This window comes from Streptomyces torulosus, assembly GCF_001419765.1.
GTDB lineage: Bacteria > Actinomycetota > Actinomycetes > Streptomycetales > Streptomycetaceae > Streptomyces > Streptomyces torulosus.
Genome location: NZ_LIRK01001037.1, coordinates 1 through 1,466 on the forward strand (window position 1 = coordinate 1; position 1,466 = coordinate 1,466).

Annotated in this window: 1 protein-coding gene; it reads left to right on the forward strand. The window is 74.1% G+C overall.

Annotation, left to right across the window (positions count from 1 at the left end):
* Nucleotides 1-147: 147 nt before the first annotated feature.
* Nucleotides 148-1,466, forward strand: a 1,319-nt coding sequence (locus AOK23_RS43855) for an MFS transporter (protein WP_055717912.1), incomplete at its 3' end; no start/stop codon positions are given.

Sequence of the window (1,466 nt, forward strand, 5' to 3'; positions counted from 1 at the left end):
TCCGAGACCTCGCAGTCGAACCCCTCGTCCCGCCCTGCCCGCGTCCACGGACCCGTCTCCGAGTAGCTCACCGTGCCTTCTTCCCCCGCGGGCCGCGCGCCCGCCCCCGCCTCGCGCTCCCCCTGGCGTTCCCTGAAGTACCCCAGCATGCGCTGGTGGTCCCTCGCGAACTTCCTGTCCAACGCCGGGACGTGGATGCAGCTCACCGTCCAGAACCTCCTGGTGCTCCAGATCACCGGCTCCGCCGCCGCGACCGGTCTGTCCATCTCCGTCCAGGCCGCGCCCGCGCTGCTGGTCAGCCTCGTGGGAGGCGCCGCCGTGGACCGCTGGCCCCGGAAGACGACCGCCGCGGTCAGCCAGGCGCTGCTCGGCGCGGTGGCCTTCACGACCGCCGCCCTCGTCGCCACGGACCGGCTCGACGTGACCGTGCTGATGGTGCTGGCCGCCGTCACCGGTCTCGTCGCCACGGTCGACGGGCCCGCCTGCGCGCTCCTCGGCAACGACCTCGTCCGCAAGGAGGACGTGCCCTCCGCCATCGGCGTCGGCTCGCTGGTGCACAGCGCCGGACGGCTCGCCGGGACGGCGCTGGCCGGGGTGACCGTCGGGTTCCTCGGGACGGCGGCCGCGTACACCGCCAACGGACTGTCGTTCCTCTTCGTCGCCTCGGTGATCCCGTTCCTCCGTCCGGTGCACGAGGCGCTCCAGGCGTCCGCGACCGCCACCGTCACCGCCATCACCACCGATGAGCCCGTGATCCCTGCGCAACGGGGAACACGCGCGAGGACGAAGACGCGGCCGACGGCCACGGCGGAGGGTCATGGCCGTTCCACGGACATGACCGTGCGCCAGGGGCTCGTCTACTTCTTCCGTCGGCCCCGGTTGGTCGCGCTCGCCGGTATCACCGGGATCAGTTCGATGTTCGGGCGGAACTACGGGCTGACGTTGGCCGTGCTCGTCACCGGGCCCCTCGCGGGCGGCGCCGGGGCGTTCGGCACGGTCTCCACGGTGCTCGCCGTGGGCGGCATCCTCGGCGCGGTGCTCGGCGCCCGGCTGCGCAGCCCGTCCGTCCGTCTCGTCGGGGTACTGGCGGCCGGGGGCGCGCTGCTCCAGGCGGTGGCCGGGTTCTCCCCGTCGCTCGCGGTGCTCCTCGTGCTCGTCCTGCCGATGGCCGTGCTGGAGTCCGTCTCCGACACAGCGGGCACGACCGTCCTCCAGACCGATCCGCCCGCCCATCTGCGGGGCCGGGTCCTCGGCGTCTGGGGCAGCATCAGCACCGGCTGGGGCCTCGCCGGTCCGCCACTGCTCGGCCTGCTCATGGAACGCGCCGGAGCCCGCGGTGCCCTCGTCACCGGCGGCCTCCTCATCGCGGCCACCATCACGGCGGGCTTCGCGCTCCGCCGTCGCCGGGCCACGACCGCGCTGGTCCCGGACGCCGAGGAACACGTCCCCGGCTTCACCGCCGGGCC